General features: G+C 70.1%; 24 protein-coding genes. 7 read left to right on the top strand and 17 right to left on the bottom strand.

Going from position 1 to position 24,449, the window contains the following annotated elements:
• Positions 1–80 precede the first annotated feature (80 nt).
• Together RTL41_RS12875 and RTL41_RS12870 are read left to right on the top strand one after the other, a co-directional pair.
• Entirely contained in the window at positions 81–1,316 is a 1,236-nt protein-coding gene (locus RTL41_RS12875; protein WP_312165003.1) for an acyl-CoA dehydrogenase family protein, read from the top strand.
• Between the two features lie 174 nt (positions 1,317–1,490).
• Positions 1,491–2,075 (top strand): NADPH-dependent FMN reductase, encoded by a 585-nt coding sequence (locus RTL41_RS12870; RefSeq protein ID WP_312165001.1) that lies wholly within the window; start codon positions 1,491–1,493, stop codon positions 2,073–2,075.
• Here RTL41_RS12870 and RTL41_RS12865 read toward each other — a convergent pair.
• The 5 genes from RTL41_RS12865 to RTL41_RS12845 all read right to left on the bottom strand — a co-directional run bounded on the left by RTL41_RS12865 (position 2,072) and on the right by RTL41_RS12845 (position 10,083).
• Positions 2,072–3,019 (bottom strand): DUF5996 family protein, encoded by a 948-nt coding sequence (locus tag RTL41_RS12865; protein ID WP_312164999.1) that lies wholly within the window; start codon positions 3,017–3,019, stop codon positions 2,072–2,074. The two genes, RTL41_RS12870 and RTL41_RS12865, sit on opposite strands and share 4 nt — an antisense overlap.
• A gap of 11 nt (positions 3,020–3,030) precedes the next feature.
• Entirely contained in the window at positions 3,031–4,821 is a 1,791-nt protein-coding gene (locus tag RTL41_RS12860) for a M3 family oligoendopeptidase (RefSeq protein ID WP_312164996.1), read from the bottom strand.
• A 70-nt stretch (positions 4,822–4,891) separates the two neighbouring features.
• Positions 4,892–7,042: a PQQ-dependent dehydrogenase, methanol/ethanol family gene (locus RTL41_RS12855; protein WP_312164993.1), complete on the bottom strand. Its 2,151-nt coding sequence runs from the start codon at positions 7,040–7,042 to the stop codon at positions 4,892–4,894.
• 79 nt (positions 7,043–7,121) lie between these two features.
• Positions 7,122–7,766 (bottom strand): metal-dependent hydrolase, encoded by a 645-nt coding sequence (locus RTL41_RS12850; RefSeq protein WP_312164990.1) that lies wholly within the window; start codon positions 7,764–7,766, stop codon positions 7,122–7,124.
• Positions 7,767–7,887: 121 nt separating this feature from the next.
• Positions 7,888–10,083 (bottom strand): tetratricopeptide repeat protein, encoded by a 2,196-nt coding sequence (locus RTL41_RS12845; RefSeq protein ID WP_312164987.1) that lies wholly within the window; start codon positions 10,081–10,083, stop codon positions 7,888–7,890.
• Positions 10,084–10,323: 240 nt separating this feature from the next.
• Here RTL41_RS12845 and RTL41_RS12840 point away from each other — a divergent pair, with 240 nt between their 5' ends.
• The gene (locus RTL41_RS12840; protein ID WP_312164984.1) at positions 10,324–11,817 is read left to right on the top strand and encodes a sigma-54 dependent transcriptional regulator; all 1,494 of its coding nucleotides are present in this window, start codon (positions 10,324–10,326) and stop codon (positions 11,815–11,817) included.
• A gap of 493 nt (positions 11,818–12,310) precedes the next feature.
• On the opposite strand, the gene RTL41_RS12835 is transcribed toward RTL41_RS12840, so the two are convergent.
• The gene (locus RTL41_RS12835) at positions 12,311–12,613 is read right to left on the bottom strand and encodes a hypothetical protein (RefSeq protein WP_312164982.1); all 303 of its coding nucleotides are present in this window, start codon (positions 12,611–12,613) and stop codon (positions 12,311–12,313) included.
• Entirely contained in the window at positions 12,610–12,876 is a 267-nt protein-coding gene (locus RTL41_RS12830) for a DUF2312 domain-containing protein (RefSeq protein WP_312164980.1), read from the bottom strand. The genes RTL41_RS12835 and RTL41_RS12830 overlap by 4 nt, the downstream gene beginning before the upstream one ends.
• Before the next feature lie 134 nt (positions 12,877–13,010).
• Here RTL41_RS12830 and folE point away from each other — a divergent pair, with 134 nt between their 5' ends.
• The gene (gene folE / locus RTL41_RS12825; protein ID WP_312164977.1) at positions 13,011–13,595 is read left to right on the top strand and encodes a GTP cyclohydrolase I FolE; all 585 of its coding nucleotides are present in this window, start codon (positions 13,011–13,013) and stop codon (positions 13,593–13,595) included.
• Here folE and RTL41_RS12820 read toward each other — a convergent pair.
• The 4 genes from RTL41_RS12820 to ykgO form a co-directional block, all read right to left on the bottom strand.
• Positions 13,582–14,241 (bottom strand): TetR/AcrR family transcriptional regulator, encoded by a 660-nt coding sequence (locus RTL41_RS12820; protein WP_312164974.1) that lies wholly within the window; start codon positions 14,239–14,241, stop codon positions 13,582–13,584. The two genes, folE and RTL41_RS12820, sit on opposite strands and share 14 nt — an antisense overlap.
• Before the next feature lie 31 nt (positions 14,242–14,272).
• Complete coding sequence (locus tag RTL41_RS12815; protein ID WP_312164971.1) at positions 14,273–15,475, bottom strand: serine hydrolase; 1,203 nt, start codon at positions 15,473–15,475, stop codon at positions 14,273–14,275.
• A gap of 102 nt (positions 15,476–15,577) precedes the next feature.
• The gene (locus tag RTL41_RS12810) at positions 15,578–16,183 is read right to left on the bottom strand and encodes an HAD family phosphatase (protein WP_312164969.1); all 606 of its coding nucleotides are present in this window, start codon (positions 16,181–16,183) and stop codon (positions 15,578–15,580) included.
• Between the two features lie 10 nt (positions 16,184–16,193).
• On the bottom strand, positions 16,194–16,319 hold the full coding sequence (ykgO, locus tag RTL41_RS12805; RefSeq protein WP_056023006.1) for a type B 50S ribosomal protein L36: 126 nt from the start codon (positions 16,317–16,319) through the stop codon (positions 16,194–16,196).
• 166 nt (positions 16,320–16,485) lie between these two features.
• Between ykgO and RTL41_RS12800 the strand changes: the two genes are divergently transcribed.
• Positions 16,486–17,775 (top strand): lytic murein transglycosylase, encoded by a 1,290-nt coding sequence (locus tag RTL41_RS12800; protein ID WP_312164958.1) that lies wholly within the window; start codon positions 16,486–16,488, stop codon positions 17,773–17,775.
• 247 nt (positions 17,776–18,022) lie between these two features.
• Here the strand turns inward: RTL41_RS12800 and RTL41_RS12795 are convergent, their stop codons facing one another.
• Positions 18,023–19,357: an MFS transporter gene (locus RTL41_RS12795; RefSeq protein WP_312164956.1), complete on the bottom strand. Its 1,335-nt coding sequence runs from the start codon at positions 19,355–19,357 to the stop codon at positions 18,023–18,025.
• Between the two features lie 122 nt (positions 19,358–19,479).
• Between RTL41_RS12795 and motA the strand changes: the two genes are divergently transcribed.
• Positions 19,480–20,349 carry a flagellar motor stator protein MotA gene (gene motA / locus RTL41_RS12790; RefSeq protein WP_312164953.1) on the top strand — a complete coding sequence of 290 codons (870 nt, stop codon included), beginning with the start codon at positions 19,480–19,482 and terminating at the stop codon, positions 20,347–20,349.
• A gap of 272 nt (positions 20,350–20,621) precedes the next feature.
• Here motA and RTL41_RS12785 read toward each other — a convergent pair whose 3' ends face one another.
• Together RTL41_RS12785 and purE are read right to left on the bottom strand one after the other, a co-directional pair.
• Positions 20,622–21,701, bottom strand: a complete 1,080-nt coding sequence (locus RTL41_RS12785) for a 5-(carboxyamino)imidazole ribonucleotide synthase (RefSeq protein WP_312164951.1) — start codon at positions 21,699–21,701, stop codon at positions 20,622–20,624.
• Between the two features lie 10 nt (positions 21,702–21,711).
• Positions 21,712–22,203 carry a 5-(carboxyamino)imidazole ribonucleotide mutase gene (purE, locus tag RTL41_RS12780; RefSeq protein ID WP_312164948.1) on the bottom strand — a complete coding sequence of 164 codons (492 nt, stop codon included), beginning with the start codon at positions 22,201–22,203 and terminating at the stop codon, positions 21,712–21,714.
• A gap of 127 nt (positions 22,204–22,330) precedes the next feature.
• Here purE and RTL41_RS12775 point away from each other — a divergent pair, with 127 nt between their 5' ends.
• Complete coding sequence (locus RTL41_RS12775) at positions 22,331–23,059, top strand: GGDEF domain-containing protein (RefSeq protein ID WP_312164945.1); 729 nt, start codon at positions 22,331–22,333, stop codon at positions 23,057–23,059.
• A 30-nt stretch (positions 23,060–23,089) separates the two neighbouring features.
• On the opposite strand, the gene RTL41_RS12770 is transcribed toward RTL41_RS12775, so the two are convergent.
• Genes RTL41_RS12770 through RTL41_RS12760 form a run of 3 tightly spaced genes read right to left on the bottom strand, consistent with a single transcriptional unit; the run spans position 23,090 to position 24,407 of the window.
• Entirely contained in the window at positions 23,090–23,308 is a 219-nt protein-coding gene (locus tag RTL41_RS12770; RefSeq protein WP_312164943.1) for a DUF465 domain-containing protein, read from the bottom strand.
• Between the two features lie 56 nt (positions 23,309–23,364).
• On the bottom strand, positions 23,365–23,811 hold the full coding sequence (locus RTL41_RS12765; RefSeq protein ID WP_312164941.1) for a TIGR02444 family protein: 447 nt from the start codon (positions 23,809–23,811) through the stop codon (positions 23,365–23,367).
• Positions 23,812–23,813: 2 nt separating this feature from the next.
• On the bottom strand, positions 23,814–24,407 hold the full coding sequence (locus RTL41_RS12760; RefSeq protein WP_312164938.1) for a UbiX family flavin prenyltransferase: 594 nt from the start codon (positions 24,405–24,407) through the stop codon (positions 23,814–23,816).
• Positions 24,408–24,449 lie beyond the last annotated feature (42 nt).

Here is a 24,449-nt window from a genome sequence, read left to right as displayed (position 1 = left end):
GGCGGACGGCGGGACTTGCCTTACGACACGACAAGCGCCGACGCTGCGGAACGCAAGAGACAAAAAGGGAGATAGGCGCCGTGGCGATCGATTTCGAGATTCCGGAGGACGCGAAGGCCGTCCGTGCTCGCGTCCGCGAGTGGGTCGAGCAGGAATGCATTCCTGCCGAGGCGCGGCTGAAGGACAAGGAGTCCTTCAAGACCGTCCTGGCCGAGCTGCGCGCCAAGGCCCGCGCCCAGGGCCTGTGGCTGCCCTTCATCCCCAAGGAGTACGGCGGCATGGGCCTGGGCCCGCTGGCCAACGCCCTGGTGCAGATGGAGCTGGGCCGCAGCCACCTGGGCGCGCTGTCGATGAACAGCCAGGGCCCCGACGACGCCACCATGCTGACCCTGCTGGCGCACGGCACCGAGCACCAGAAGGAGAAATTCCTCAAGCCGCTGCTGAACGGCGACAAACGGGTCTGCTACTCGATGACCGAGAAGGCCGCCGGCGCCGACGCCACCGGCATGCGCACCACCGCGGTCAAGGACGGCAACGAGAACTACGTGCTCAACGGCGAGAAGTGGTTCTCGTCGGCCGCCAGCGCCGCCGACCTGGCCGTGGTCATGGCCCGCACCGACCCCGACGCCCCGCGCCACCAGCAGTTCTCGACCTTCATCGTCGAGCTGCCCGATCCCGGCTACGTCATCAAGCGCGACATCGCCACCATGGCCGTCGAGGGGCCGCTGTCGCACATCATGGGCGGCGGCCACTCCGAGATCGAGATCAAGGACCTGGTGGTCCCGGCCGAGAACCTGCTGGGCGGCGAGGGCCAGGGCTTCAACATGGGCCAGCACCGCCTGGCCTACGGCCGCCTGCGCCACGGCATGCACAACGTCGCCATGGCCCAGCGCGCGCTCGACATGGCCACCGCCCACGTCACCCAGCGCAGCACCTTCGGCAAGCCGCTGCATGAACGCCAGGGCGTCCAGTTCTTGCTCGCCGAGTGCGCCAGCGAACTCTACATGGCCCGCCTGATGCTGCTGCACATCGCCTACAAGGCCGAGCACGGCATGGACCTGCGCCAGGAGAACTCCATCGCCAAGGTCTTCCTGGCCCACATGGTGCACAAGGTGGTCGACACCGCGATCCAGCTTCACGGCGCGCTCGGCTACAGCCAGGATACGCCGCTGGCGGCCTGGTACACCCACATCCGCTCCCAGCGCCTGGTCGACGGGCCCGACGAGGTGCACCGCTGGACCGTGGGCCGCAACGTGATCAAGGCCTACCAGCAGTTCGGCACCACCGCCTCGGCGGCCGGCGGCGATCTGTTGTAACGGCGTTCCCGAGTGTCATCCCGGAAAGCGCGCAGCGCTTGTCCGGGACCCATTCGCGCCGAGCCCAAGGATGTGGCGACGCCTTGCCGCCGACGGCAAGATCAGGTGTTCATGGGGCCCGGACTTCCGCGGCTGCGCCGCTCCATCCGCGATGACATCAAGATTGGAGACCCCATGACCGACGCCGCTCGGCTCCGCATCGTCGGCCTTTCCGGAAGCCTTCGGACAGGATCGTTCAACGCTCACCTGTTGCGGGCGGCGGCGCGGCTTGCGCCGGAGGGCGTGGCGATCGAGGTCGAGACGATCCGCGGCGTCCCGCTCTATGACGGCGACGTCGAGGCGGCCGAGGGGATCCCGGCCAGGGTCGCAGAGCTCAAGGACAAGATCGCCGCCGCCGACGGCCTCTTCCTGGTGACGCCCGAGTACAACAACTCGATCCCCGGGGTGTTCAAGAACGCCGTCGACTGGCTGACCCGGCCGTCCGGCGACATCCCGCGGGTGTTCGGCGGCAAGCCGGTGGCCCTGATCGGCGCCTCGCCCGGCGGCTTCGGGACCATTCTCAGCCAGGACGCCTGGCTGCCGGTGCTGCGCACGCTCGGAACCCGGCCCTGGTTCGGCGGCCGGCTGCTGGTCTCACGCGCCCACAAGGTGTTCGACGAGGCGGGCGCGATCCTCGACCCGGCGATCGAGCAGGCGCTGACGGGCTATGTCGCCGGCTTCGGGGAGTTCGTGCGCGAGGTGAAGGCGGCGCGCGCCTAGCACCGCCGCGGCACGTCGGGCACGCCGAAGTCGCACTCCAGTTCGGCGCGCGGCCAGTTCCCGGCGTCGGCCGCCGCCTCGTAGGTCGAGAGCAGAAACGCCGCGAGCGCCGCGTCCGGGTCGGGCGCCGAGCGGACCGCCTCGTAGGGCAGCACGAACTCGCCCAGCCCCTCGTGGAAGGCCGCCGCCTCCGGCCGCACCGCGGCGGTGCGGAAGCCCTTCGGCTCGGGATAGGCGTAGGCGTAGAAGGCCGGATAGTCGACCAGGCCGCCGCCCGGCCAGAACCCGGCGCTGGAGACCTCGTGCGAATAGGCCTCGCGCGTCACGGCGTCGGGCAGGTGCGGGATCCCGCCGGGATGGCGCGGCGCCGTGCGTCCCGAGAACCGGGTCACCGCCAGGTCGAAGCTGCCCCAGAACAGGTGCACGGGGCTGACCTTGCCCAGCCAGCCGGTGCGGAATTCCTGGAACACCCGCGCGATCTGGATCAGCGCCTGCCACAGCCGCCAGGCGGCGTCGCGGTCATAGGCGCGGGGCGCGGTGTCCTGCGCGAACGGGACCGGGTCGGCGATCTCGTTGGGAACGCCGTTGATGCGGACCGGCGCGCCGGTCAGCGTGAGCAGTTCCTCCACCGCCCCGTAGAAGCCGGCGATCGTCTGGCCGGCCAGCGGGATCTCGCCGAGGAAGCCGTTGCTGGCCCGGCAGCGCAGCAGGTGCTCGACGAAGTCGAACTCCAGGTCGAACAGGCCGTGCGCGTTGGGCACGGGCGAGGTCGTGAAGCCGCGCGGCGTGACGTAGAGCGCCACCTGCCAGCCGTGGTTGACCCAGGGCGCGCATGCGGTGCGCGCCTTGCCGACGACCTGGCTCATCAGGTGCAGGGTCTCGAAGGTCCCGCGGTCCTGCGCGTAGTCGAGGGCCGGCCAAGGGTTGGAAATCGCCTCGGCCATGGCCCGCTCCCTCACACCAGGTCGTCGAACTCGTCGACCAACCGTTCCAGTTGGCTCATGCCCGCGGCCCAGAAGGCCTTCTCGCGCGGGTTCAGCCCGAATGGCTTTAGCGCCTCGACATAGGTCCGGGTTCCGCCGGCCGCGAGCAGGTCCTCGTAGAGCGGCGCGAAGGCGGCCGGATCCTCGCGGCGCTTCTCCATCAGCCCGCGCACCAGCAGGTCGCCGAAGGCGTAGGCGTAGACATAGAAGGGCGCGTGCACGAAATGGCTGACATAGGCCCAGTAGTGCTCGTAGCCGGAGTTCAGTTTCACCGCCGGGCCGAGGCTCTCGGCCATGACCTCCAGCCACAGGGCGCTGATGTCCTCGGGCGCCAGCTCGCCCTCCTGGCGCATGGCGTGGAACCGGGTCTCGAAGCGGTGGAAGGCGATCTGGCGGACGACGGTGTTGAGGCCGTCCTCGATCTTGCCGGCCAGCAGGCCCAGGCGTTCCTGCTTGGAGGCCCCGGCCAGCAGCCGCTCGAACACCAGCCCCTCGCCGAAGATCGAGGCGGTCTCGGCCAGGGTCAGCGGCGTGTCGGCCAGCAGCGTGCCCAGCGGCGCGCACAGGGTCTGGTGCACCGCATGGCCCAGCTCGTGGGCCAGGGTCAGCACGTCCCGGCGCTCGCCCATATAGTTCATGAACACATAGGGGTGCCGGTCGGCGGTGACCGGGTGCGAATAGGCGCCCGACTGCTTGCCGGTCCGCGGGCGCGCGTCGATCCAGGGATGGGTGAAGAAGGTCTGGGCGGTGTCGGCGAACTTGGGGGCCAGGTCGGCGAAGCTCTCCAGCACCATGCCCTTGGCCTCGTCCCAGCCGTAGGTGCGCGGCGCGGCGGTGTCGAGCGGAGCGTTGCGGTCCCAGTAGTCCAGGCTCTTGCGGCCCATGACCTTGGCCTTCAGCGCATAGTAGCGGTGGCTGACGCAGGGATAGGCCTCGACCACCGCCGCCTCCAGCGCCTGCACGGCGTCGGCGTCGACCTCGTTGGCCAGGTGCCGCGAGGCGGCCGGATCGGGGTACTTGCGCCAGCGGTCCTCGACCTGCTTCTCGAAGGCCAGGGTGTTCATCGACAGCGCCAGGATCGGCGTGCGCTCCTCCAGCGCCCTGGCCAGGCCCTGGGCGGCCTGCTTGCGGCGCGCGCCGTCGGGATCGGACAGCCGGTTCAGCGCCTCGGGCAGGGTCAGGGTCTCGCGCCCGACCTTGGCGGTCAGGCGGGCCAGGGTCTCGTCGAACAGCCGCGTCCAGTTGGCCACCGCCGGGCCGCGGTCGATCAGCAGCCGCTCCAGGTCGGGGGTCAGCTCGTGCGGGCGCGAGAGCCGCACCCGGCGCATCCAGGGCCGCCAGCGGGCGGCGGGCGGATGGGCCTTGAAGGCCATCTCGATCTCGCTGTCCTCGAGCTGGTTGAGCTCCAGGGTGAAGAACAGGCTGTCGGCGGCGATCTGCGAGGAGCGCGCCCGCAGGTCGGCCTCGAACTTGGCCCAGGCCGGGTCGTCGCGCGCCACCGAGGCCGACAGCGCGGCATAGGCGCCCACGCCCCACAGGCCATTGGTGGCGCGCTCGTAGAGCTGGATCCCGTGGTCGAGCACCTCCCCCAGGCGCTGCGGGTCGGTGCGCAGGGCGGTGAAGCGGCCCTTCAGCTTGACCAGCTCGTCATTGGCGGCCTTGGCGGCGGCCAGGTCGACCTCGATCTGCGGGTCCTCGCGCCCCGAATAGAGGTCGGCGAGGTTCCACTCGGGCAGGGTGTCCAGTTTCACGGGAGCGTTCATGGGCGCACAGATAGACCCTTGGCGGCGCGGTCGCTAGCGGGGCGCACCCGGGATGCGCCCCGCCAGCATCCTAGCTCTTGGGCGGCGGCCCGCCCTTGGCCGGGGGCGCGGCCGGCGGCGCGGCGGCGGTTCCCTGCACGGCCCGCGCCTCGGTGAGCACGTAGGCGCGCAGGTCCTCCGCGCCCTGGGCGTCGAGGAAGCGGCTGAAGCTGGCCATGCCGCGTTCGGCCAGCGCCCCGTCGATCAGCACCGACTTCCAGCTCTCGGCCGACAGCAGCATCTGCGAGCGGCGCAGGTCGGGCAGGTAGGTCCCGGTGGCGTTGGGGCCGTGGCAGACCTGGCAGTTCTGGTGGAACAGGGCGAAGCCGCGCTTGGCGTCGCCGGTCGAGGTCACGCCGGTCAGGTCGATCTCGAACGTCTCGGGCCGGACATAGGCCGGCGCCGTGGCCGTGCCGCCCAGCTTGAAGACCAGCAGCCGGCCCGGCAGCCGCGGACGGTCGGGCAGGACGAACGGCGCCGACAGCGCCCCGGCCCCGCCGTAGCCGACCATCTGGGCGACGTACTGCTCGCCGTCCAGCTCGTAGGTCATCGGCGCGGCGATGACGCCGTTGTCGGTCTTGTAGGACCAGAGCTTCTTGCCGTCGGCCGCGCTGTAGGCGGCGAACTCGCCCTGGGCCGCGCCCTGGAAGATCAGCCCGCCGCCGGTCGAGAGCACGCCGGCGTTCCAGAAATAGGGGTGCTCGATCGTGAAGCGGGCCTTCTGGGCCACCGGGTCCCAGGCGATCAGCTCGCCCTTCACCATCGCCTTGAGGGCGGCGATCTGGGCCTTGTCGTCGGGCAGGGCGTTGGCCAGGAAGTCGGTGCCGACGTTCCAGCCGCCGGCCCGGTAGGTGTAGCCTTGGTCCGGCGTGTAGGCGAAGGGGATCACCTGGGCCGGGATGTAGACCAGGTTTTCCTTGGGGTTGAAGGCCATCGGGTGCCAGTTGTGGGCGCCGAAGGGCGCGGGCACCTGCAGCGAGGGCGCGTTCTCATAGCGCACGCCCGGGTTCTCGATCGGGCGGCCGGTGGCGGGGTCGACCCCCTTGGCCCAGGTGATCGGCACGTAGGGCTTGGCCGAGATCAGTTGGCCGTTGGTGCGGTCGAGGACGTAGAAGAAGCCGTTCTTGGGCGCTTGCATCAGCACCTTTCGCGGCGTGCCTCCCACATTCATGTCGGCCAGGATGATGTGCTGGGTGGCGGTGTAGTCCCAGCTCTCGCCCGGCGTGGTCTGGTAGTGCCAGACGTACTCGCCGGTGTCGGGCTTCAGCGCCAGGATCGAGGACAGGAAGAGGTTGTCGCCCTTGCCGTCCGAGCGCTTCACGTGGTTCCAGGGCGTGCCGTTGCCGACCCCGGCATAGAGGATGTCGAGCTGCGGGTCATAGGCCATGGCGTCCCAGACCGTGCCGCCGCCGCCGGTGGCCTTCCAGCCCTCGCCGAACCAGGTGGCCGCGCCCTTCTCCTTCATGACCTTGTCGGAGGCGGCGTTGTCGGGCTGACCGTTCGGGTTGGGGGTGGTGTAGAAGCGCCAGACCAGCTTGCCGTCATTGGCGTCATAGGCCGACAGGTAGCCGCGCACGCCGTACTCGCCGCCGCCGTTGCCGATCAGCACCTTGCCCTTGATGACCCGCGGGGCGCCGGTGATCGTGTAGGGGCGCGCGGTGTCGGTGGTCTGCACCGACCACAGCTCCTTGCCGGTGGCCGCGTCGAGCGCGATCAGCCGGCCGTCGAGCGCGCCGACATAGACCTTGCCCTTCCAGACCGCGACGCCGCGGTTGACCACGTCGCAGCAGGCGTCGAAGCCCTTCTTGCCGTCGACCTTGGGGTCGAACGACCACTTCGGCGCGCCGGTCCTGGCATCGAAGGCGAAGACCTTGGACCAGGCGGTGGTGGTGTAGAGCACGCCGTCGACCATGACCGGCGTCGCCTCCTGGCCGCGGTCGGTGTCGAACTCGTACATCCAGGCCAGGCCGAGCTGGGCGACATTGCCGGCGTTGATCTTGTCGAGCGGGCTGTGGCGCTGCTCGTCATAGGTCCGGCCGTAGGAGAGCCATTCGCCGTTGCCGGCCGCCGCGGCGATGCGGTCGCCGTCGACATCGCCCGCCTTGGTCGTCCCGGCCTTCTGACCGCATGCGGCCAAGACCGCCGCCACGGCGAGAACCGCCGCCAGCTTCCAGCTCTTCATACTTGCGCCTCCCAGCAGCCGTCATCACGCGGCCTTTGGGCGAACTATGCGCCGTTGCCGGCCTGGGGCAAGGGCGCCGCTAGGTCACCTTGCGCGGCCGGTCCAGGACCAGGGCGATCAGCCCCAGGACCAGGTAGACGGCCAGGGCCGTGCCGCCCAATCCCGCCGCGTTGCCGTCGCCGGGCATGACCATCGCGACGATCTGCACGGCCAGCAACACGGTGACGAACACCAGCACCGGCCACAGCGAGCGCCCCTGGCGCCCGCGCACGAAGGCCCAGGCCGCCGCGCCCAGGGCCAGCAGGCCGATCTCCACCGCCTGCTCGGGCACGGGATAGTTCCAGAGGCCGAAACCGACCTTGGTCCCGCCGAACCACAGTTCCAGGTCGGGCCGGTGCACCAGCAGGTCGGTCAGCCAGTGCGAGAACACCACCAGGGCGATGGCGACCGCCGCGCCCCAGGGCAGCCGCGCCGCCCGCGCCAGCAGCAGCCCCGCCAGCGACCACAGCGCCACCGCCGGCAGGCTGTGGGTGAAGGGCATGTGGTAGAGGTCGAGCGCGCTGCCCGGCAGGCTGGGATCGATGCGCACCTTCTCCACCCCGGCCATGACCAGCGCGCCCCAGCCGATGTCGATGGCCTGGGCGGCGATCACATAGCTCCAGAGCGGCGCGCGCGGCTCGATGGCCTTGGCGGCGAGGGAAGCGGCGTAGTGGCCGACGAACATGGCGCGGGGCTCCGGTGGATCGCGCGACCAAGGTCCAGCTTGTCCGCCGCCGGCGCAAGCATCCGATTTCGAACCCCAGCTATTCGGAAATGGCTAGCGACGGCCTGGGCCAGGCCGTCTCTTATGAGCTGCGCGGCGCGGGCCCGGCCGGCGTGGCGCTGGACAGCAGCGCCTCGCGCATCGCCCGGTTGTCGGCCTCGACCTCCTGGATCATCGCCCGGAAGCGGGGATCGGCGCGCATCGCGGCCATGGTCGGATAGGCGTCGAGGCGGGTGAACAGGTCGAGGTCGTAGAGCATGCGATAGCCGCCATCGATGGCCGCGCGCAGCTCGGCCAGGGCGCGCTCGTGATCCCCCAGCATGGCGTAGGCCTTCACCCGGGCGATCCGCCGCCCGTTCGGCTGGCGCAGTCCCGGCTTGGGTTCGCTCGCCGCCAGCACGGCCAGCAGGATGCGCCGCGCCTGGCCCTTGTCGCCGGTCTGGTCGATCACATAGGCGGCGTCGACCGCCTCGTGGGCCAGGCGGGTGGAGACCTGCGGCGAGGGCTGGAACAGTTCGGGCGACATCACCAGCCACTCGCCGCGCGCCAGGTCGTACTGGCCCAGCTCCGTCGCGGCCAGCGCCAGGCCGCTGTGCCACAGGGGATCGGGTTCGGCCTCGGCGAGCTTGACCCGCGAAAGCCTCGCCAGGCCGTCGAAGTCGCGCGCCACGATCATCCGCACGGCGTTGGCGATCGGGCCGACGATGGGGTGCGCGGCCCAGGGCTCCAGCACCCGTTCGGCGTCGCCCGGAAGGCCGAGGTTGTAATAGAGGTTGGCGAGCTGGATCGAGGCGGCGGGGTCGGTCTGCGGCTCGGCGGCCATGCGATACCAGATCACCGCCTGGTCCAGCCGGCCCTGCTCGATCATCACGTCGCCGAGCTGCTCCTTGGAATCGATGAACTCGGGGAACAGCTCGATGTTGGCGCGCAGGCGCTGGGCGGCCTCGTCCAGGTGGCCGGTCGCCGCCAGCGAGCCAGCCAGGGCGTTGTTGGCGATGCGGTCGAGGGGATCGATCTCCAGCGCCCGGCGCAGATAGGTCGCCGCCTCCGCCGGCCGCCGCGCGGCGATGTAGTCGCCATAGAGGCTGAGCGCCTCGGGACTGCGCGGCGCCAGTTCGACGGCCCGCCTGTAGGCGCTCTCGGCCTCGCCCTCGGCCTGGGCCGAGCCCTCGCGGATGAAGCGGATCGCCGCGACCATGCCCTTGGCGATGTAGGCGGCCGAGGACTTCGGATCGAGCTCGAGCGCCTTGGCGATCTGCGCCTCGGCGCTGCGCACGGCCGGGGTGAAGTCGCCCTCCAGATGGTTCTGGGCGAGATAGGCGGTCGCATAGGCGTAGGCCGCGCGGACCTCGGCGTTGTCAGGCTCCATGTCGATCAGCCGGCGATAGATCGCCTGGGCGGCCAGCACGTGCTCCTTGCCCTTGCGCCGCAGTTGGCCCTTGGCGACCACTTCCAGGCGGTAGGCCTGCGGGTCGCGCGCCGCCTGGCGCGGATCGGGGCCGCCGCCGGCCCGCAGCTCCGCCTTCAACGCGCTGGCCACGCCGTCGGCGATCTCGGTCTGGATGGCGAAGGCGTCGTCCATGTGCCGGTCGTAGGTCTCCGACCAGAGGTGGAAGCCGTTCCTGACGCTGACGAGCTGGCAGGTGACCCGCAGCCGATCGCCCGAGCGGCGGACGCTGCCCTCGACCACGTGGGCGACGTTCAGCTTCTTGCCGATCTCGCGGACGTCCTCGTTCCTGCCCTTGAAATAGAAGGCCGAGGTGCGGCCCGCGACCTTGAGGTCGGGCACCTGGGCCAGGCTGTTGGTGACCTCCTCGGTCAGGCCGTCGGCGAAATACTCGGAATCCTTGGCGGCGCTGAAATTGGCGAACGGCAGGACGGCCACCGACTTGTTGGGCGCCGACATCAGGCTCGGGCTCCGCAGCGACCCGGCCAGGCCGACGGCGGTGGCGATGAAGATCACCACGCCCGCGCCGATCGCCGCCAGGGCGCTCCAGTCCATCCAGTTCATGCGCTTGGGCGCGTCCTCCTCCGCCGGGCGCGTCCGGCGGATCGTCCCGTCGGGACCCAGCTCGAAGGCCCAGGTCAGCAGCAGGGTCAGGGGCAGGCCGGCCGCCAGCAGCATCAGGGTCGTCACCGACAGCCACTTGGGCAGGTCGAGCGTCTCGAACACCGTCTTGGCGACCTGGAACACGCCCCAGGCGGTGACCGTGTAGACGCCCGCCACGCGGACGACGTTGCGGGTCTTCAGCTCGTTGAGGAAGTGCCGAAGGTTCAAGGCGGCCCGCTCCCAGCGCTCGCGAGTATGCGTCGGACGCGCCCGGCGACGAGCCCGAATGAAGAACCACGTTATACGAAAGTGCGCGGCTCGACAGCGGCCGCCGCGCCGTTAACCCCCGACTCAGGAGTCCGAAACCCCGCCTTTACCCCGCCCATGTATCAATCCGGGCCAACAAGAGCCTCGTTCGACCAAGCCATCGGCGAAACGAGCGTCCGATTCCAGGTGTGGGTGTTTCAAATGACCAAGACGGTCCTAGTCGTCGACGACGACCCGACGCAGCGTCGGCTCATCCAGGCCGTGCTCGAGCGCGAAGGCTTCGCCGTCGCCCACGCCGAGAACGGCGACGCCGCGATCACGCGCCTGCAATCGGGCGCGTCGACCGACATCGTGCTGCTCGACCTCGTCATGCCCGGCATGTCGGGCCAGGATACGCTGAAGGAGATGCGCGCGCGCAACTTCGCCCAGCCGGTCATCGTGCTGACCGCCACCGGCGGGATCGACACCGTCGTCCAGGCCATGCAGGCCGGGGCCAGCGACTTCTTCATCAAGCCGGCCAGTCCCGAGCGGATCATCGTCTCGATCCGCAACGCCCTGTCGATGGGCGCGCTGAAGGGCGAGGTGGACCGGCTGAAGAAGCACGCCGCCGGGCGCACCAGCTTCGCCGACATGGTCGGAAACTCGCCGGCCATGACCATGGTCAAGCGCATGGGCGAGCGGGCGGCCAAATCCTCGATCCCCATCCTGATCACCGGCGAGAGCGGGGTCGGCAAGGAAGTGATCGCGCGCGCGGTGCACGGCTCGTCCGAGCGCGCCGGCAAGCCGTTCGTGGCCGTCAACTGCGGCGCCCTGCCCGAGAACCTGGTGGAGTCGATCCTGTTCGGCCACGAGAAGGGCAGCTTCACCGGCGCCACCGACAAGCACCTGGGCAAGTTCCAGGAGGCCAATGGCGGCACCCTGTTCCTCGACGAGGTCGGCGAGCTGCCGCTGGACATGCAGGTCAAGCTGCTGCGCGCCCTGCAGGAGAGCGAGATCGACCCGGTCGGCTCCAAGCGCTCGGTGAAGGTGGACGTGCGGATCGTCTCGGCCACCAACCGCGACCCGGCCCAGGCCGTGAAGGAAGGGCTGTTCCGCGAGGACCTGTTCTATCGCCTCAACGTCTTCCCGATCGAGGCCCCGCCCCTGCGCGAGCGGCGCGAGGACATCCCGGCCCTGGTCGACCACTTCATCCGCCGCTTCAACGTCGAAGAGGGCAAGACCGTGGTCGGCGCCTCGGCCGAGACCCTGGCCTTCCTGACCCGCTACGACTGGCCCGGCAACGTGCGCCAGTTGGAGAACGCGGTCTATCGCGCCATCGTCCTGGCCGACGCCCCCTATCTGCAGCCGTTCGACTTCCCGGCCATTTCCGGCGTCGCCGCCCCGCCGCCCGAAGCGGTCGAGCCGGTGGCCAGCCAGCGCCCGGCCAGCCTGCCGACGGCCGAGGAACTGGTCGCCGAGATGCCGGCCGACGCGCCGGTGCGCATCCTCGACCACCGCGGCCACCTGCGGACCCTGGAAGAGATCGAGCGCGACCTGATCGCCCTGGCCATCGAGATCTATGCCGGCCACATGAGCGAGGTGGCCCGCCGCCTCGGCATCGGCCGCTCGACCCTCTACCGCAAGGTCCGCGAACAGGGCCTGGAAGACGCCGTCAAGGGCGCCGGCGGCGAGGGCGACGCCAGCGCGGTGGCTTAAGGGCCAGCCCCTCCCGATCGTCATCCCCGGCCGCGCAGGCATGCCGGGACCTCCGCGTCTATGGATGGGGGGAGAGAAAAAGCTGTCATCCCGGAAGCCGCGCAGCGGCTGTCCGGGACCCATGAACACCGGAGGCTTCAGGATCGGCCCAGCCTCGCCTCATGCCGCCTTCGCGGTGTTCATGGGTCCCGGTCTTGCTGCGCAAACCGGGATGACACCTGGTTTTTCTCCGGCAGCGGCTGGCGCAAGCTGCTTGGCGGATTTTGAAACACCAAGACCACGAAGGACACTAAGAGCACGAAGGCGCCATGGGGCGGCTGGCGTGGTGCGAGGGGTGGAGCGCGCCTTTGGCGCATTTGTTGCGGGCGTGCTCCCCGCGTCATCCCGGAAAGCCCGCAGGGCTTGTCCGGGACCCATTCGCGCCGGGGCCTGACGAATGAGGCGCCGCCCCGCCCCAAAAGCTCAACTGACTTGATGACACCCTGGTCCGGGCTCAATCTTCCGAATAGGGCTTCGGGCGCCGGCGGAAGGGCTTTTTCTCGCCCTTGGCCTTGGCGGCGATCTCTTTCAGCTTCACGGCCTGCATGACCGAGAGCGCCTCGCCCGCGGCGCCCTTCTCGGGGTCGCCGAAGGCGCGGCCGTAGGTCTTCACGCGGTCCTCGACCGAGCCGAGGAACTCCCCCTCCCAGTCGGAAAACTTCACCTCGGCGCGCTCCGCCTGGCGGCGGACGCGCTTCAGTGCGTTCAGCGCGGCCCGCTTGGCCTGCGCCTTCCGATCTGGCGGGGACCGCTTCAAATCTCTCCGATGGCGGAGAGATAGAGGTCAAGGATCGCCTCTTCCTCCAGGCGCTTGGCGCGGTCCTGCTTGCGGATGCGGACCACCTTGCGCAGCACCTTGACGTCGAAGCCGTTGCCCTTGGCTTCGGCGAAGACTTCCTTGATCTGCTCGGCGATCTCCGACTTCTCCTGCTCGAGGCGTTCGATGCGTTCGATGATGCTCTTGAGCTGGCCCTGGGCGGCCTGGTTCAGGATGTCGCCGTGGGAATTGTCGTCGGACATGGCGTTAAGCGTCTCACAGCTCGAGGGTTGCGGAAAGGCGGCGGAAACTAGCGGCGAGACCGGCCTCTGTCATCCGTCGAGCTGAACCTTCGCCTTGGCCGACCGTTGAGACGGATCGACGCGGAGATATCGCCATGGCCCATTCCAAGAGCCGACCCAGCCGGAGCGAGGCCGAAGCGGCGGTCCGCACCCTGATCCAGTGGGCCGGCGACGACCCCGACCGCGAGGGCCTGCTGGACACGCCCGGCCGCGTGGTCCGCGCCTATGAGGAGCTGTTCGCCGGCTATGAGAGCGACCCGCGCGAATATCTCGAACGCACCTTCGAGGAGGTCGGCGGCTATGACGAGCTGGTCGTGCTGCGCGACATCCGGGTGGTCAGCTTCTGCGAGCACCACATGCTGCCGTTCCTGGGCAAGGCGCATGTCGGCTACCTGCCGTCCAACCGCGTGGTCGGGATCTCCAAGCTGGCCAGGGTGGTGCAGGGCTTCGCCCGGCGGCTGCAGATCCAGGAGAAGCTGACCTCCGAGATCGCCGGGGCCATCCACGACATCCTGCGGCCCAAGGGCGTGGGGGTGGTGATCGTCTCCGAGCATAGCTGCATGACCATGCGCGGGGTGAACACGCCCGGCTCGCGCCTGACCACCAGCAGCCTGACCGGGGTGATCCGCGACGACCCGCGCACCCGCCAGGAGTTCCTGGAGTTCGTCAGGAACGGCTAAGGCGGCGCGGCGCGTAGGGCGGCGGCGGCGGGGCGCCGCCCTCCAGCGCCGGGGCCAGCAGGGCGATCACGGTCTCGGCCAGCCGCTCGACGCCCTGCGGCAGCCGCGCCTGGGCCAACGTCCAGTACCGCCAGGCCGCCGCGTCGAGATAGTAGGCGTAGATCGCCAGGTCGAAGAGCGCCTCGTCCGGCCAGGGGGAGCCGAAGCGCTTGAGCTGGGCGACCACGCGCTCGGCCATCTGTTCGGCGTGGATCGGCTCGACCTCGGCCAGCCGCGGGAACTGTTCGAAGGCCGCGCTCATCGAAAGGCCGTAGCCGACCGCCTCCTCGCGCGCCTTGATCGCCAGGATCCACTTGCGGAAGAAGGCGCGCCAGTCGCTCTCGCCGTCATCCCGAGCGTCGGCCGCCACGTCCCGGATCTCGGCGAGGCGGGCCTCGTAGAGCGCCAGGACGATGGCTTCCTTGTTCGGGAAGTACTGGTAGATCGAGCCGACCGACACCCCCGACTCCGCGGCGATGGCGGGGGTGGTCAGGGCGGCCGGGCCGTCGCGGTTGAGGATCGCCTGGGTGGCGTCCAGCACCCGCTGGATGCGGGCCTTGGCCCGCGCCTGGGTCGGCAGCTTGCGAGGGGTGAGGGGCGCGCTCATCACCCCTCTCCTAACACGGAGTCGCCGCGCTTCACCGCTTGCCGGCGCGGACCTGGGCGCCGAGGGCGTCGAACATGGCGAAGGTCTCCAGCGCCATCGGATCGTCCCAGGCCGCGGTCCAGGCGCTGGTTTTGACCACCACCAGGTCGAGCTCGGGATTGACCATCAGGAACTGGCCGTAGATGCCCTCGCCGGTGAAGGCGCGGTCGGGGCCGGGGATCAGCCACCACTGGTAGCCGTAGCCCAGCGGCCCGTCGCCGAGCTTGCCGTACTGGACCTGCGGCCGCTGGGGCTGGGTGGCCAGCGCGATCCAGCCCGTGGGCAGCACCTGGCGGTCGCCGACCGCGCCGTCGTGGGCGGCGAGATAGCCGAAGCGGGCGTAGTCGCGCAGCCGGATCAGCAGGCCGCCGGCGGCGACCTCGCGGCCCGCGTCGCCCGGCTGGTCGAGGATCCAGCGGGCCTCGGCCTCGGCGCCCATCGGCTGCCAGAGCTTCTCGGCCATGTAGTCGGCCGGCCGCGCGCCGGTGGCCTTGGCCAGCAGGGCGCCGAGGATCTCGGTGTCGGCGCTGGCGTAGTTGAACCTGGAACCCGGCGCCCGGGCCGACCTGAACTGGCGCGAATAGTCGTAGAGGCCGCCCTGGTTGGCGTCGAACAGGCCAAGGAAGCCGGCGATCCCCGACCTGGCGTCGGTGTACTCCTCGTCGAACGCCGTGCCGGAGGACATCTCCAGCACGTCCTTGATGGTCGTCGTCTCGTAGGCGCCGCCCTTCAGGTCGGGCAGGTAGTCGATCATGCGGTCGTCGAGGCTGCCGATCTTGCCCTCGGCCAGGGCGATGCCGATCAGGGTCGAGACGAACGACTTGCCGACCGAGAACGAGATGAACCGGCTGTCGGGGGCCGCGCCCATATAGTAGCGCTCGTGCAGGATCTGGTCGCCGTGCAGGATCAGCAGGCCGCTGGTGCGGGTGTCGGCGGCGAAGTCCTCCAGGGTCTTGGTCTTGCCCTGATATTCGTAGGTGAAGGCCAGCGGCCCGGCCGGCGCCTTCAGCGCCAGGGGCGCGGCCGCCGGCGCGATGCGCCGCGAGGGGAACAGCTCCTCCATGTTGTGGAACGCGCCCGGCGCGTGGGCGGGGGCGCCCCAGGTCCCGCGCGCCCCGACGCTTTCCTGCGCCGCCGTTCCGCCCGCGCCCAGCATGGCCAGCGTCATCACGCCCGCTGCGAATGCCTGTTTCATCGCCTTCCCCTTCAGCCTGGAGCCTGTCCGGCTCGCTCGATTTATACAAATGTGAAGTAACATTCGTATATTTGGCAAGCGCCGATTTGCGCGCCGCCGCGATCAGAGCAGGCCGCGGGCCTCCAGGGCCGGGCGGACGCCGGCCGGGTCGGTGAAGTGATGGACGTCGAAGCCGAAGCTGCGGGCGCTTTCGATGTTCGCCGCCGAGTCGTCGAAGAACAGCACCTGCGAGGGCTGCAGGCCGAAGCGCTCGCAGGCCAGGGCGTAGAAGGCCGGGTCGGGCTTGATCAGGCCGACCTCGGCCGAGACCAGATAGTCCGACAGCCGCGCGAAGGCCGGGCTCATGGCGATCGTGCCGGGAAAGGTCTCATGGGACATGTTGGTCACGCCGAACTGCGGCACGCCGCGCGCGTGCAGCGCCTCGATGGCGGCCTCGGTCTCGGGGATCGGCCCCGAGAACATGTCCCACCAGCGGGTCTCCCAGGCATGGATCGCCTCGGCGTATTCGGGGAAGCGCTCGATCAGCGGCGCACGGTTGTCCGCGAAGGTCACGCCCAGGTCGTGGGCGACGTGCCATGTCATGGTGCAGACATGAGAAAGGAACCGGTCGACTTCGGCCGGTTCCTTGAAGAACTCTTGGTAAAGCGTGCGCGGGCTCCAGCGCACGATCACATTACCGATGTCCCAGAGGACGGCCTTGGGAGCCATCCTCGTCGCCTCAGCCTTGCTTGGCTTTGAAGCGGGGGTCGGTCTTGTTGATGACGTAGACCACGCCCTTGCGACGCACGAGCTTGCAGTCGCGGTGGCGAGTCTTGAGCGACTTAAGCGAGCTTCTGACCTTCATGGACCTATCTCAAGGCTCCGGACCGGGTCCGGCGGGGTTATCTACAGAGCGGGCGCGTATACGGGCGCAGGCCCAAAGAGTCAACGCCGCAGCCGCAGCGAGTTGGCCGCGCCCGCCTCGCGGCCTTGTGATTGAGGGGCGCTCGGGGCACGGCTAGGTTGCCTGCATGGACCGTCGCCTGTTTCTCGTCTTGCTCCTCGCCGGCTGCGCCGGTCCCGCCCCGCCCCCCCAGGTGAACGGCGCGAACCCGCCGCCGCTGGCGCCGGTCCCCCAGCCCCCCGCCGCGCCCGCGGCGCCGGCGCCGCCGACCCCCTCGGCCGACGCCGGTTTCGACGCCTGGCGCATGGACTTCCGCGGCCGGGCCGTGGCCGCCGGCCTGCCCGCCGCCCTGGTCGACCGCGAGCTGGCCGGGGTGACGCCCAACCCGCGCATCATCAGCCTCGATTCCGCCCAGCCGGAGTTCTCCAAGCCGATCGGCGACTATGTGAAGGGCGTGATCAGCGCCGACCGCATCGCCCGCGGCCAGCGCTATCGCAACGACCTGCCGTTCTGGGGCGGCGTCGAGCAGCGCTTCGGCGTGCCGCGCGAGATCCTGATCGCCGTCTGGGCCATGGAGAGCGCGTTCGGCGCGGTGCAGGGCGACTTCGACGTCGTCCGCTCGATGTCCAGCCTGGCCTATCACGGCCGCCGCCGCGCCTGGGCCGAGGGCGAGCTGATCGCCGCCCTGAAGATCATCCAGTCGGGCGAGGCCAACCGCGCCCAGCTCAAGGGCTCCTGGGCCGGCGCCATGGGCCAGACCCAGTTCCTGCCCTCCAACTACATCTCGACCGCCGTGGACGGCGACGGCGACGGCCGCCGCGACATCTGGGGCTCCTCGAACGACGCCCTGGCCTCGGCCGCCAACCTGCTGGCCAAGGGCGGCTGGACGCGGGGCCAGGCCTGGGCCCGCGAGGTCAGCGTCCCGGCGGGGTTCGACTACAGCCTGACCGAGGGCCCCAAGGAACTGCCGGCCTATTGGCAGGCCCTGGGCGTGAAGGCCGCCGACGGCCGCCCCTGGACCGCCGCCGAGCAGGCCCCGGCCCAACTGGTCGCCCCGGCGGGCGCGGGCGGGCCGATCTTCCTGCTGTTCCCGAACCACTTCGCGATCCGCAAGTACAACAACTCCACCGCCTACGCCCTGGGCATCGGGCTGCTGGCCGACGCCTTCGCCGGCGGCGCGCCGCTGGTGAAGGCCTGGCCCGTCGAGACGCCGCTGGCGATCAGCGACCGCATCGGGGCCCAGACCGCCCTGGCCAGGCTGGGCTTCGATCCGGGCTCGCCGGACGGGGTGGTCGGGGTCAACACCCGCACCGCCCTGCGCGCCTGGCAGAAGTCGCGCGGCCTGGTCGCCGACGGCTATCTGTCGATGGAGATGGTCCGCCGCCTGAACGTCGAGGCCGGGGCGTTGGCGAACTAGGCCCTGCTGGAACGGGGCTCTTGAGGCGCTCCAGCGCCGCGAAGCGGCCGTTTTGCCGAGCCTGGCCTGAACGCTGAAGTTTCACCACCAAGCACACCAAGAACACAAAGGGGCGCTCCGGCGATAAGCGCAGGCGCCTTGGTGCTCTTGGTGTGCTTGGTGGTTGGATAACTGACGTCGCTGGCGCGCCGTCTTCCCGGGGTGGTCTACGGCAAGCGCGATAGCCCGCCCGAAAGGGGGATCGTCCTCAGACCCCGCCCTCGTCGCTCTTCTCCAGGGTCGCCATGGCCGCGTCGGCGCGGGTGGCGGGCTGGGGATGGGCGTTGCGGAGCTGTTCGTTCTTGAAGGCGTAGAACAGCATGACCAGCATCAGGGCCCCGCAGATCACGAACGGCGCGGGGGCGACCTGCTGGTAGAGCCAGACGAAGGCCGGGGCGAGCACGACGTTGACGCCGTTGACCGCCGCGATGGCGCCGGCGACGCGGGCCTGCTCGTGCATGTCCACGGCCAGCGACGAGCCGGCGGTGAAGCCGGGGCGCGCCAGGCCAAAGCCCAGGCTGGAGATCGCATAGCCCGCCACCACCGCCGCATAGCTGGGCTGCAGCGCCACGATGACGTTGCCGAGCGCGGCCACCGCCACGCCCCAGCGCAGCAACTGGCGCGGGGTCATCTCGAACATGCGGATGATGCCCCACTGGGCCAGCAGCCCGGCCACCGCCCCGAACATCATGGCGATGGCGATGAAGCCTTGGGCCTGGATCGGGGTGACCTGCAGCTTGTCGATGATCAGGAAGCCCAGGGTCTGGGCCTGGGCGGTCTGGCAGACCGCGACGATGAAGCCGTAGATCAGGAAGGGTTGGACGCGCGGATCGCGCCACATCGGGCGCTCCTTGATCACCGCCTCGGCCCCGGAGGCCCCCTTGGCGGGCGCCGCCTTCACCGGCGCCTGGGGCATGTGCGCGCTCTCGGGCAGGTACTTCCAGACCACGAACAGCATGACGCCCGCCACCACCGCGAAGCCGAACATCGGGCCGGCCAGGTCGACCTTCAGCCCGTGCAGCACGAACAGCGGCGCGATGAACGGGCCGATGACGGTGCCCAGGCCGAAGGCCCCGGCCAGGGCCGACATCGACTGGGTGCGGTTCTCGGGCGCGGTGTGCTCGGCCACATAGGCCTGGGTCGCCGGGTTCGAAGCCGCCCCGAACAACCCGAACAGCGCCCGGGCCAGCAGGAACAGCCCGAAGATCACCATCGGCGCGGCCAGGTGCAGCAGGCCGGCGCTGACCACCAGTCCGCAGGCGACCATCGAGGCCATGAAGCCGGCCAGGCCGATCAGCATCAGCGGCTTGCGGCCGTGCCTGTCCGAGGCGCGCGCCCAGAACGGCGAGGAGAAGGCCCAGAGCAGCGCCGACAGCGAGAAGATCGCCGCGACCATCGGGTCGGGAATGCCGATCGACCGGCCGATGGCCGGAAGTACGGAAATCATCCCGGTATTGCCCATGGCCGTGACCAGGGACACGCCGAAGATGATCGCAAAAGTCCCCTTCGGCAGACCGTCCGGGGCGGACACGAACCTAGGCATGCGGACGCTGTTAAGCCGTGCCGTCGCAATGCGCAAACCCATACCTGCACGCAGACGCACACGGGGCATTAAGCATTAATCGCCATGCTCGGCGCCGAATTCCGCGGGGACGGCCACTTCCAATGTTTCAGATCATCGGCATCGTGCTGCTCTTCGCGCTGGTGTTCGGCAGCTACATCATCTCGGGCGGCAACATGGGCGTGATCATGCACGCCCTGCCCCATGAAATGATGGCCATCGGCGGCGCGGGCGTCGCCGCCTTCCTGATCTCGAACTCGGTTCCGGTGATCAAGGCCTCGCTGGCCGGCTTCGGCAAGGTGTTCGCCGGGCCCAAGTGGAAGGCGAGCGACTATCGCGACCTGCTCTCGCTGCTGTTCCTGCTGACCAAGACCATGAAGTCCAAGGGCGTCATCGCCCTGGAAAGCCACATCGAGAATCCGAAGGAGAGCACGATCTTCTCGCGCTTCCCGAAGATCATGAAGGACCACTTCGCCATCGACTTCATCTGCGACACCCTGCGGATGATGACCATGAACCTCGAGGACCCGCACCAGGTCGAGGACGCCATGGAAAAGCAGCTCGAGAAGCACCACCACGAGGCCCTGGCCCCGGCCGGCGCGCTGCAGAACCTGGCCGACGCCCTGCCCGCCCTGGGCATCGTCGCGGCCGTGCTCGGGGTCATCAAGACCATGGGCTCGATCACCGAGCCGCCGGAAGTCCTGGGCGGCATGATCGGCGGCGCCCTGGTCGGCACCTTCCTCGGCGTGTTCCTCGCCTATGGCCTGGTCGGTCCCTTCGCCGCCCGGCTGAAGGAGATCATCGAGGAGGAAGGCTCCTTCTACAAGATCATCCAGTCGGTGCTGGTCGCCCACCTGCACGGCAACGCCGCGCAGATCTCGGTCGAGATCGGCCGCGGCAGCGTCCCCTCCGGCGCGCAGCCGAGCTTCCTGGAACTGGAAGAAGCGCTGTCGGCGATCCCGGCCGAGGCTTAAGAATCGACTTTCCCCTCCCCACAGAGGGGGAGGGAGATCGTTCCCCGTGTTCGTCATGGCCGGGGCGGCAGGTCCCGGCCATCCATAGACGCCGAGCCTTGCCGAAAACCCCCGGCGCGTATGGATCCCCGGCACGCATGCGCGGCCGAGGATGACGATCGGAGGAGGCGGGGCGAAACCACAGCGCCTTGGCCCCCTTTCCTCCCCTGCGTTAGCGGGGGAGGAAAAATAGGGCGACCTCCATATGCGATCGGCCTGGGGGCGTGCAGGACCTACAGCGGCCGCAGCCGGTTCACGTGGCCCATCTTGCGGCCGGGCTTGGCGTCGCGCTTGCCGTAGAGGTGCACGCGGGTTTCCGGTTCGCCGGCCAGCTTGGCCCAGGCGTCGGCCTCATCGCCCAGCAGGTTCAGCATCTCGACCTTGGCGTGGGCGTGGGTCGGCCCCAGCGGCCAGCCGGCCACCGCGCGGATATGCTGCTCGAACTGGTCGACCTCGCAGCCGTCCATGGTCCAGTGGCCGGTGTTGTGCACCCGCGGCGCGATCTCGTTGACCAGCAGCTTGCCGTCCTTCAGCTCGAACAGCTCGATGCCGATGACCCCGACATAGTCCAGGGCGCTGAGGATCTGGGCGGCGATGCGCTCGGCCTGGCCGGCGGTCTCGCGGCCGACCTCGGCCGGCGCGAACGAGCGGCGCAGGACGCCCTTCTCGTGATGGTTCTCGGCCATCGGATAGACGGCGATCTCGCCGTCGCGGCCGCGGGCGGCGATCACCGACAGCTCGCGCACGAAGTCGGCGGGCGCCTCCAGGATCACCGGCTTGGCGCCGACCTTCCCGAACGCCTCGGGCGCATCGGCGACATGTTCGACCCATAGCTGGCCCTTGCCGTCATAGCCCTCGCGCCGCGTCTTCATGAGCGCGGGCGCGCCCAGGGCGGCGACCGCCTCGCGGGCCGCCTCGCCGGTGTCGGCGGCGGCGAAGGCCACGGTCGGGGCGCCGGCGCCGTTGAGGAAGGTCTTCTCCTCGACCCGGTCCTGGGCCACGGCCAGGGCGCGGGCGCCGGGGGCGACCAGCACCCCCTGGGCGGTCAGTCGCTCGACCGCCGCGGCGGGCACGTTCTCGAACTCGAAGGTGACCACGTCGGCCAGTTCGGCCAGTTGCGCCAGGGCGGCCGGGTCGTCATAGGCCCCGACGATGGTGTGGGCGGCCACGCGGCTGGCCGGGCCGTCCGGCTCGGGGTCCAGGATGGCCACGTCGAAGCCCAGCCGTCCGGCGGCCAGCGCCAGCATGCGGCCAAGCTGCCCCCCGCCGAGAATCCCGATCGTCGAGCCGGGGGGCAGAGGAGAGGCGGTCATGTGATGTCTCTCAGTCTTCGACGGTTTCGGCGACGCTGGCGGTGTTGCGGGCGCGCAAGTCGGCCAGCCGCTGGGCCAGGGCCTCATCGGAGAGCGCCAGGATCTGGGCGGCAAGAAGGCCGGCGTTCTTGGCGCCGGGCTCGCCGATGGCCAGGGTGGCGACCGGAATCCCGCCGGGCATCTGCACGATCGACAGCAGCGAATCCATGCCCTTCAGGGCCTTGGACTCCACCGGCACGCCCAGCACCGGCAACTCGGTCAGCGAGGCCGTCATGCCCGGCAGGTGCGCCGCGCCGCCGGCCCCGGCGATGATCACCTTGAAGCCGGCCGCCTTGGCGCCCTTGGCGAACGCGTACATCCGGTCGGGCGTGCGGTGGGCGGAGACCACCTTGGCCTCGTAGGCCACGCCCAGGGCGTCGAGACTGTCGGCGGCCGCCTTCATGGTCGGCCAGTCCGACCGGCTGCCCATGATGATGGCGACTTGCGCCTTGGCTGCGCTCATTCCGACGTGCCCCTTATCTCGGAAAGGCGCGGAGTATAGGCGCCGCCCTTGCGCCCGCAACCAAGGACGTTCAGGATTCTCAACGCTTAAGGTTCCCTGCCGATTCTGAGGGTGGGCGAGAGGCTGCATGAAGATCACCGGCGCGCGTACCGAACCCTTCTCGGCGATCCGCAAACGGGCGCTGGTCCATGCCGGCGCGCAGGCGGTCGCGGCCAGCGCCGGCCCGTCCGACAAGACCGCGTTCCTGGGCCTGGGCGAGGGCGACCTGACGCCCTCGGTGCAGGGCGCGCTGACCACCCTGCTGACCGAGATCGACGACCTGCGCGGCGAGGTGTCGCGCCTGAAGGCCAAGCTGCGCGAGGTCGAGGGCCTGGCCGACCGCGATCCGCTGACGCCGTTGCTCAACCGCCGCGCCTTCGTCCGCGAACTGGCCCGCATCCGCACCTTCTCCCAGCGCTACGGCTCGCCGGCCAGCCTGGTCTATTTCGACCTCGACGGGTTCAAGGCGGTGAACGACCGCTACGGGCACGCGGCGGGCGACGCCTGCCTCTGCGCGGTGGCCGAGCGCCTGGCCGCCAACGTCCGCGACAGCGACGTCGTCGGGCGCATGGGCGGCGACGAGTTCGCGGTGATCCTGGTCCAGGCCGACCGGCCGACCGCCGAGGCCAAGGCCCGGTCGCTCGCCGAAGCCGTCGAGGCCACGCCGATCCGCTTCGGCGAATGGACCGCCCCGCTGCACATCTCCTATGGCGTGCGCGAGATCTCCCCCGAGCTCGACGCCGAGGCGCTGGTCTCCGAAGCCGACGCGGCGATGTTCATCCGCAAGCGCGAGGCGCGCGGCGCGATCCCGCGCTGAGCAAGTCCCCCTTCTCCCGGGCGACGCGGCTCAGGCGATGATGTCGGGCGTCTGCTGATCCTTCAGACGCTCGATTTCGTCCTTGAGCGCCAGCTTCTTCCGCTTCAGGCGGGCGATGACCATCATGTCGGGCACCGGCGCCTGGGCGATCGCCTCCACCGCCACGCCGAGATCGGCGTGCTCCTGGGTAAGCGCATGGAGGCGCCCGGCGAGCCTGGCCTCCGGATCGTTTCTGTCGTCGTCGTTCATACGCTCACCCGCCCCGCCTCACGGGACGTCCATATGCCATGGCGGCGGTTAACGACCTAGCCAAGGGCGCCTGCCAGGCGAGCCAGCGCGTCGTCGGGCGCGGGGCTCCCCCAGGCGCGGGACGCCGCTTGCAGCGCGGCCAGCGCCGGCCGGCCGCCGCGGCGGTGGTCGCTCAGCGCCTCGAAGGTCTCCATCAGCACCCGCTCGGCCCGCAGCTCGGCGGCCTTGACGTCCTCGCGCAGCGCTTCGCGCGCGCCGTCGTCGACCTTGGGAAAGGCCGCCTTCAGGGTCCGGCGCACGGCCCGGATCGGCTTGAGCACCTGGTCGTCCCAGGCCCGGCCGGCCAGGGCCGCGTCCCGCAGCGCCGCCTCGTCCGCGCCCTCGGCCCACACCGCCCAGAGCAGGAACGAGGTGTTCTGGCCGTGATCGTCCTGCAGCGCCAGGCAGGCCTCCGCCACGCCCGGCCGCGCATAGGCCTCCAGCGTCCATCCCCACAGCGACATGCCTAGACCTCCCCCGTCAGCGGCCCGAGATCCTGCCCCCAGCGCTTCACCGGCTTCCAGGACAGGCCGAAAAGATCGAGCGCCCGGCCCACCGACTGGTCGACCATCTCCTCGAGGCTGGCCGGCCGGGCGTAGAAGGCCGGCAGCGGCGGGGCGATCACCGCCCCCATCTCGGCCAGCCGGACCATGGTGCGCAGGTGCCCCAGGTGCAGCGGCGTCTCGCGCACCATCAGCACCAGGGGGCGGCGTTCCTTGAGGGTGACGTCGGCCGCGCGGGTCAGCAGCGACGAGGTCACGCCGGTGGCGATCTCGCTCATGCTGCGCACCGAGCAGGGCGCGATGATCATGCCGAGCGTCGGGAACGAGCCCGACGAGATCGAGGCGCCCACGTCGCCGGCCTTGTGCGCGACGTCGGCCCGGGCGCTGACCTCGGCCGGGCTCAGCGCGGTCTCCTGGGCCAGGGTCAGGGCGGCGGCCTTGGACAGGATCAGGTGGCTCTCGACGCCCAGCTCGCGGCAGGCGTCCAGCACGCGCAGGCCATAGACCACGCCGCTGGCGCCGGAGACGCCGACCACCAGGCGTTCAGCTTTGCTCATGCCTTGTATCTCCACCGCCGGTTTCAAGGCGTGAGCGACCGC

Source organism: Phenylobacterium sp. (genome assembly GCF_031984885.1).
In the GTDB taxonomy this organism is placed as follows: Bacteria; Pseudomonadota; Alphaproteobacteria; order Caulobacterales; family Caulobacteraceae; genus Phenylobacterium.
The sequence above is the reverse complement of the archived record's forward strand: the minus strand, read 5'-3'. Positions and strand labels throughout refer to the sequence as shown.

Excerpts from the sequence above, each read along its gene's own strand:
- RTL41_RS12870 (WP_312165001.1), top strand. The coding sequence starts at position 1,491 with ATGACCGACGCCGCTCGGCTCCGCATCGTCGGCCTTTCCGGAAGCCTT.
- RTL41_RS12865 (WP_312164999.1), bottom strand. The coding sequence starts at position 3,019 with ATGGCCGAGGCGATTTCCAACCCTTGGCCGGCCCTCGACTACGCGCAG.
- RTL41_RS12860 (WP_312164996.1), bottom strand. The coding sequence starts at position 4,821 with ATGAACGCTCCCGTGAAACTGGACACCCTGCCCGAGTGGAACCTCGCC.
- RTL41_RS12855 (WP_312164993.1), bottom strand. The coding sequence starts at position 7,042 with ATGAAGAGCTGGAAGCTGGCGGCGGTTCTCGCCGTGGCGGCGGTCTTG.
- RTL41_RS12850 (WP_312164990.1), bottom strand. The coding sequence starts at position 7,766 with ATGTTCGTCGGCCACTACGCCGCTTCCCTCGCCGCCAAGGCCATCGAG.
- RTL41_RS12840 (WP_312164984.1), top strand. The coding sequence starts at position 10,324 with ATGACCAAGACGGTCCTAGTCGTCGACGACGACCCGACGCAGCGTCGG.
- RTL41_RS12830 (WP_312164980.1), bottom strand. The coding sequence starts at position 12,876 with ATGTCCGACGACAATTCCCACGGCGACATCCTGAACCAGGCCGCCCAG.
- folE (WP_312164977.1), top strand. The coding sequence starts at position 13,011 with ATGGCCCATTCCAAGAGCCGACCCAGCCGGAGCGAGGCCGAAGCGGCG.
- RTL41_RS12820 (WP_312164974.1), bottom strand. The coding sequence starts at position 14,241 with ATGAGCGCGCCCCTCACCCCTCGCAAGCTGCCGACCCAGGCGCGGGCC.
- RTL41_RS12815 (WP_312164971.1), bottom strand. The coding sequence starts at position 15,475 with ATGAAACAGGCATTCGCAGCGGGCGTGATGACGCTGGCCATGCTGGGC.
- RTL41_RS12810 (WP_312164969.1), bottom strand. The coding sequence starts at position 16,183 with ATGGCTCCCAAGGCCGTCCTCTGGGACATCGGTAATGTGATCGTGCGC.
- ykgO (WP_056023006.1), bottom strand. The coding sequence starts at position 16,319 with ATGAAGGTCAGAAGCTCGCTTAAGTCGCTCAAGACTCGCCACCGCGAC.
- RTL41_RS12800 (WP_312164958.1), top strand. The coding sequence starts at position 16,486 with ATGGACCGTCGCCTGTTTCTCGTCTTGCTCCTCGCCGGCTGCGCCGGT.
- RTL41_RS12795 (WP_312164956.1), bottom strand. The coding sequence starts at position 19,357 with ATGCCTAGGTTCGTGTCCGCCCCGGACGGTCTGCCGAAGGGGACTTTT.
- motA (WP_312164953.1), top strand. The coding sequence starts at position 19,480 with ATGTTTCAGATCATCGGCATCGTGCTGCTCTTCGCGCTGGTGTTCGGC.
- RTL41_RS12785 (WP_312164951.1), bottom strand. The coding sequence starts at position 21,701 with ATGACCGCCTCTCCTCTGCCCCCCGGCTCGACGATCGGGATTCTCGGC.
- purE (WP_312164948.1), bottom strand. The coding sequence starts at position 22,203 with ATGAGCGCAGCCAAGGCGCAAGTCGCCATCATCATGGGCAGCCGGTCG.
- RTL41_RS12775 (WP_312164945.1), top strand. The coding sequence starts at position 22,331 with ATGAAGATCACCGGCGCGCGTACCGAACCCTTCTCGGCGATCCGCAAA.
- RTL41_RS12770 (WP_312164943.1), bottom strand. The coding sequence starts at position 23,308 with ATGAACGACGACGACAGAAACGATCCGGAGGCCAGGCTCGCCGGGCGC.
- RTL41_RS12765 (WP_312164941.1), bottom strand. The coding sequence starts at position 23,811 with ATGTCGCTGTGGGGATGGACGCTGGAGGCCTATGCGCGGCCGGGCGTG.
- RTL41_RS12760 (WP_312164938.1), bottom strand. The coding sequence starts at position 24,407 with ATGAGCAAAGCTGAACGCCTGGTGGTCGGCGTCTCCGGCGCCAGCGGC.